Genomic DNA, 6,116 nt, shown 5'->3' with positions numbered 1-6,116 from the left:
CCGCCTTGGCGGCCGCCGGGGCAGCGGCAGAGGCGGCGGCAGGCGCGCTGCCCTCGACCACGACCACGATCGAACCCTTGGCGACCTTGTCGCCGACCTTGACCTTCACTTCCTTGACCACGCCGCCCTGCGAGGCGGGGATTTCCATCGAGGCCTTGTCCGACTCGACGGTGATCAGGCTCTGTTCGGCCTTGATCGTATCGCCCACGGCGACCATGACTTCGATGACTTCGACTTCCTTGAAGTCGCCGATGTCCGGCACTTCGATCTCGACCGGGCCGCTGGCCGCGGCCGGCGCGGCCGCTTCAGCCTTGGCGGCGGGCGCGGCGGCGGCGGCGGCCTGCTTGGGCGCTTCCTTGGCTTCCGCCTTGGGCGCGGCGGCCTCGGCCGAGGCGCCCTCTTCCACTTCCAGCACCACGGCGCCCTCGGCGACCTTGTCGCCGACCTTGACCGCGATGGACTTCACCACACCGCCCTGCGAGGCGGGGATTTCCATCGAGGCCTTGTCCGACTCGACGGTGATCAGGCTCTGCTCGGCCTTGATCGTGTCGCCCACCGCCACCAGCACTTCGATGACTTCCACTTCCTTGAAGTCGCCGATGTCGGGAACCTTGATTTGCACGACGTTGCTCATGTCTCTTTACCCTCAGGCGTATTGCGGGTTGGCTTTGTTCGGATTGATGCCGTACTTCTTGATGGCTTCGGCCACCTTTGCGACGGGCACCTTGCCTTCATCGGCCAGCGCGCGCAGCGCGGCGACCACGACGAAGTGGCGGTCCACTTCGAAGTGCTCGCGCAGCTTCGAGCGGAAATCCGAGCGGCCGAAACCGTCGGTGCCCAGCACCTTGTATTCGCGGCCCTTGGGCACGAACGGACGGATCTGGTCGGCGAACAGCTTCATGTAGTCGGTCGAGGCGATGATCGGGCCTTCCGTCTTGGCCAGCTGCTCGGTGACGTAGGCCACCTGCGGCTTCTTCTCTTCGGGATGCAGCATGTTGTGGCGCTCGGCATCCAGGCCGTTGCGACGCAGTTCGGTGAAGCTGGTGACGCTCCACAGGTCCGAGGCCACGCCCCAATCGGCTTCCAGCAGTTCCTGGGCGGCCATGACTTCGCGCAGGATCGTGCCCGAGCCCATCAGTTGCACGCGGTTCTTGCCCTTGCCGTGCGACTTCAGCTTGTACATGCCGCGGATGATGCCTTCCTCGTCGCCCTGCGTGAGGCCGGGCTGCGGGTAGTTCTCGTTCATCACGGTCAGGTAGTAGTACACGTTCTCCTGGTCTTCCACCATGCGCTTCAGGCCATGCTGGATGATCACGGCCAGCTCATGGCCGAACGTGGGATCGTACGAGACGCAGTTCGGGATCGTGGACGCCAGGATGTGGCTGTGGCCGTCCTCGTGCTGCAGGCCTTCGCCGTTGAGCGTGGTGCGCCCCGCGGTGCCGCCCAGCAGGAAGCCGCGCGCCTGCATGTCGCCGGCCGCCCAGGCCAGGTCGCCGATGCGCTGGAACCCGAACATCGAGTAGTAGATGAAGAACGGGATCATGATGCGGTTGTTCGAGGAGTACGACGTGGCCGCCGCGATCCACGAGCTCATGGCGCCCGCTTCGTTGATGCCTTCCTGCAGGAGCTGGCCGTCGGCCGCTTCCTTGTAGTACATGACCTGGTCCTTGTCGACCGGGGTGTACTTCTGGCCTTCCGGCGCGTAGATGCCGATCTGGCGGAACAGGCCTTCCATGCCGAAGGTGCGCGATTCGTCGGCCAGGATCGGCACGACGCGCGGACCCAGTTCCTTGTCGCGCAGGACCTGGTTCAGGATGCGCACGAAAGCCTGGGTGGTGGAGATCTCGCGGCCTTCCGCGGTGGGCTCCAGCACGGCCTTGAAGGCGTCCAGCGCCGGGGCCTTGAGGTGCTCGTCGGCCTTGGCGCGGCGGTGCGGCAGGTAGCCGCCCAGCGCGGCGCGGCGCTCGTGCAGGTACTTCATTTCGGGCGAGTCGTCGGCCGGCTTGAAGTACGGCAGGTCGGCCAGCTGGTCGTCCGGGATGGGAATGGCGAAGCGGTCGCGGAATTCGCGGATGGAATCCAGCTCCAGCTTCTTCTGCTGGTGAGTCGGGTTCTTGGCCTGGCCGACGTGGCCCATGCCGTAGCCCTTGATGGTCTTGGCCAGGATGACGGTGGGCTGGCCTTCGTGCTTGGTGGCGGCGTCGAACGCCGCGAACACCTTGTGCGGGTCATGGCCGCCGCGGTTCAGGCGCCAGATGTCCTCGTCGCTCATGCGCGACACGGCTTCCAGCAGCTTCGGATGCTTGCCGAAGAAGTGCTCGCGCACGAACTTGCCGTCGTTGGCCTTGTACGCCTGGTACTCGCCGTCCACGGTGTCTTCCATGATCTGGCGCAGGATGCCTTCCTTATCGTGCGCCAGCAGCGGATCCCAGTAGCCGCCCCAGATCAGCTTGATCACGTTCCAGCCCGAACCGCGGAAGTCGCCTTCCAGTTCCTGGATGATCTTGCCGTTGCCGCGCACCGGACCGTCCAGGCGCTGCAGGTTGCAGTTGATCACGAAGATCAGGTTGTCGAGCTTTTCGCGCGCGGCCAGGGCGATCGCGCCCAGCGATTCCGGCTCGTCCATTTCGCCGTCGCCGCAGAATACCCAGACCTTGCGGCGGCTGGTGTCGGCGATGCCGCGGGCGTGCAGGTACTTCAGGAAACGCGCCTGGTAGATGGCCATCAGCGGGCCCAGGCCCATCGACACCGTCGGGAACTGCCAGAATTCCGGCATCAGCTTCGGGTGCGGGTACGAGGACAGGCCCTTGCCGTCCACTTCCTGGCGGAAATGGTTCAGCTGGTCTTCGGTCAGGCGGCCTTCCAGGTAGGCGCGGCCGTACATGCCGGGCGAAGTGTGGCCCTGGAAGTAGACCAGGTCGCCGCCGTGGCTTTCGTCTTCCGCGTGCCAGAAGTGGTTCTGGCCGCAGCCGATCATGGTGGCCAGCGAGGCGAACGAGGCGATGTGGCCGCCCAGGTCGCCGCCATCGGGCGGGTTGTGCTTGTTGGCCTTGACCACCATGGCCATGGCGTTCCAGCGCACGTACGAACGGATGCGGGCTTCCAGCTCCAGGTTGCCGGGATGCGCCGGCTCCAGGCCGGGGGGAATCGTGTTGACGTACGCGGTGTTCGGCGAGAACGGAATGTGGGCGCCGGAACGACGGGCTTCGTCGATCAGGCGTTCGAGCAGATAGTGGGCGCGCTGAGGTCCTTCACGATCAAGGACTGCCGCCAGGGCTTCGAGCCACTCCTGGGTTTCAAGGGTGTCTTCGTCGTTGGCAGCCTGTACGGCGCCAGCCTGGGCGAAAGAGGACATCGTGTGTCTCCTGTTTGAGTTCGTTCGTGACCACACCCGCTTATTTATCTACTCGCGGACATTGCATGGTAGCCGGGATCATCCGGGCTACCATGTCATGCATGGGTCGGGGTGTTCTAGAGACCTGCCATCGGGGGGTTCCCTATCAGCCGGCATTCTAAGAAAGAAGAGTAACCGGTCGCAAGGAAAATTTCATGTTGCGGTACGGCATTTCATAATACGAAAAATTGACCGCAAACTGAACACTTTCGCCTCATCCTTTTTAGTATGTCCTCCAAAAGGAGGCGTTGATTCCCGGCAATTCCCCGCCAACACGCACTAAAATGCGCGGTCTATCCGCCCCGAATTCCATGTCCAGCGCGCCCAAGTCCAATATTCCTACGCCGTTCCACGATCACGCCCGCACTCGCCGGCGGGGGGTGTACTGGGTCACGCCCGCGATGGTGCTGATCCTCTACATCTGTGTGATGGCGGTGTTCTTCTGGTTGCAGCGCATCCATGACGACAGCGTCATGTTCGTGACGATCGACCAGGAAATGCGGCAGCAGCGCCTCATCTGGGTGGTGCTGGCCCTGTCCTGCGTGATCGTCATCAGCCTGCTGATGCTCTGGCGGTACACGCGCTTTCGCTCGTCGGCCGAGGCAGCGCTGATCGCCGAGACCGGTTTCCGCCGCGCGATGGAGAACTCCATGTCCACCGGCATGCGCGTGCTGGACATGGAAGGCCGCATCGCCTACGTGAACCCGGCTTTCTGCCGGATGATCGGCTGGAACGAGGCCGACCTGATCGGCCGCAGCCCGCCCTTCCCCTATTGGGTGCCGGGCCGCCACGAACAGCACCAGCACACCCTGGACGTGCTGATGTCCGGCAAGACGCCCAGCAGCGGCCTGGAAGTCGAGGCCCAGCGCCGCGACGGTTCGCGGTTCACGGCGCGCATGTACGTGTCCCCGCTGCTGGATCCCAACGGCAACCAGATCGGCTGGATGACCTCCATGACCGACATCACCGAGCCCAAGCGCATCCGCGAGGCCCTGACCGCCGCGCACGAGCGCTTCATGACGGTGCTGGAAGGCCTGGACGACGCCATTTCGGTCACGGCCGACACCCACGACGGCCTGGAACTGCTGTTCGCCAACCGCACCTACCGCCGCGTGTTCGGCGCGCAGACGGGCGGCCACGACGAGCTCCTGGCCGGCCGCCGCGGCCGCTTCACCGACGAATCCGTGGAGGTCTTCGCGCCCTCCGTGCAGCGCTGGTTCGAAGTGCACCACCGCATGCTGGCCTGGACCGACGGCCGCCGCGTGCGCATGCAGGTGGCGCGCGACATCACCGAGCGCCGCGTGCACGAAGAAGCGTCGCGCGTGCAGCAGGAAAAGATCCAGCTCACCAGCCGCCTGACCACCATGGGCGAAATGGCCTCGTCGCTGGCGCACGAGCTGAACCAGCCACTGACGGCCATCGCCAACTACAGCATGGGCGCCGTCGCCCTGGTCAAGGCCGGCCACACCAGCCCCAACATGCTGCTGCCCGCGCTGGAGAAGGCCGCCTCGCAGGCCGAACGCGCCGGCAAGATCATCAGCCGCATCCGCGAATTCGTGAAGCGCAGCGAGCCCCGCCGCCAGCGCGTGGCCATCGGCCGCATTGTCGACAACGCCATCGGCTTCGCCGAGATCGACGCGCGCAAGCGCCGCATCCGCATCGACAGCTTCGTGCCGTCGAACGCCCCGGACGTCCTGGCCGACCCGATCCTGATCGAACAGGTGCTCCTGAACCTGTTGAAAAACGGGCTGGAAGCCATGGAAAAGAGCGAATCCGACGAACTCAAGGTCGCCGTGATCCTGCACGACCAGCACATCGAAGTGGCGGTGGTCGACCGCGGCCACGGCCTGGCCGAACCCGAACGCCTGTTCGAACCTTTCTTCAGCACCAAGACCCAGGGCCTGGGCATGGGGCTGAATATCTGCCGTACCATTATCGAATCGCATCACGGCCGCCTGTGGGCAGACCCCAATCCCGCCGGCGGCACCATCTTCCGCTTTACCCTGCCCTGCGCTGCGACCCAGACGCAGGCCCAGAACGATCAGTCAGAGGAGTTGCACGCATGAACACGCCCCACCTGTCGAGCACGGTATTCATAGTTGACGACGACGAAGCGGTACGCGATTCGCTGCGCTGGCTATTGGAAGCCAATGGCTATCGCGTGCGCGCCTATGCCAGCGGCGAATCCTTCCTGGAAGACTACGACGCCGGCCAGATCGGCGTCCTGATCGCCGACGTGCGCATGCCCGGCATGAGCGGCCTGGAACTGCAGGAGCAGCTGATCGCCCGCAATGCCCCGCTGCCCATCGTGTTCATCACCGGCCACGGCGACGTGCCCATGGCCGTGTCGACCATGAAGAAGGGCGCGGTGGACTTCCTGGAAAAGCCGTTCAACGAATCCGACCTGCGCGAAATCGTGGCGCGCATGCTGGAGCAGGCGACGCAGCGCGTCAGCAAGCACCAGGCCCAGAAGGACCACGAAGCGATGCTGGCGCGCCTGACCGCGCGCGAGCAGCAGGTGCTGGAGCGCATCGTCGCCGGCCGCTTGAACAAGCAGATCGCCGACGACCTGGGCATCAGCATCAAGACCGTCGAGGCGCACCGCGCCAACATCATGGAGAAACTGGAAGTGACTACCGTAGCCGACCTGATGAAGGTCGCCTTGGCCAAACCGGAGGCGCATGCATGAGCCGCCGGGCAACCCCCAAGGCGAAGACCGAAG

The 6,116-nt window shown here is 64.8% G+C and carries 4 protein-coding genes; 2 read left to right on the top strand and 2 right to left on the bottom strand.

The features are described from left to right. Positions 1 to 634 (bottom strand): biotin/lipoyl-containing protein (locus tag ADE01S_RS26820; RefSeq protein ID WP_303621339.1); only part of this gene is annotated, 634 nt, incomplete at its 3' end. A 12-nt stretch (positions 635 to 646) separates the two neighbouring features. Beyond that, positions 647 to 3,355 (bottom strand): pyruvate dehydrogenase (acetyl-transferring), homodimeric type, encoded by a 2,709-nt coding sequence (aceE, locus tag ADE01S_RS26815; protein WP_062684818.1) that lies wholly within the window; start codon positions 3,353 to 3,355, stop codon positions 647 to 649. 350 nt (positions 3,356 to 3,705) lie between these two features. Here aceE and ADE01S_RS26810 point away from each other — a divergent pair, with 350 nt between their 5' ends. Both ADE01S_RS26810 and ADE01S_RS26805 read left to right on the top strand, forming a co-directional pair. Continuing rightward, positions 3,706 to 5,460: a PAS domain-containing sensor histidine kinase gene (locus ADE01S_RS26810; RefSeq protein WP_043545732.1), complete on the top strand. Its 1,755-nt coding sequence runs from the start codon at positions 3,706 to 3,708 to the stop codon at positions 5,458 to 5,460. Beyond that, on the top strand, positions 5,457 to 6,083 hold the full coding sequence (locus ADE01S_RS26805) for a response regulator transcription factor (RefSeq protein ID WP_062684817.1): 627 nt from the start codon (positions 5,457 to 5,459) through the stop codon (positions 6,081 to 6,083). Before ADE01S_RS26810 ends, ADE01S_RS26805 begins: the two co-directional genes overlap by 4 nt. The last annotated feature ends 33 nt before the right edge of the window (positions 6,084 to 6,116 follow it).

It is taken from the genome of Achromobacter denitrificans NBRC 15125 (assembly GCF_001571365.1).
Lineage (GTDB): Bacteria > Pseudomonadota > Gammaproteobacteria > Burkholderiales > Burkholderiaceae_B > Achromobacter > Achromobacter denitrificans.
Note: the sequence above shows the minus strand (reverse complement) of the source record. Positions and strands in the feature narration are given on the sequence as shown.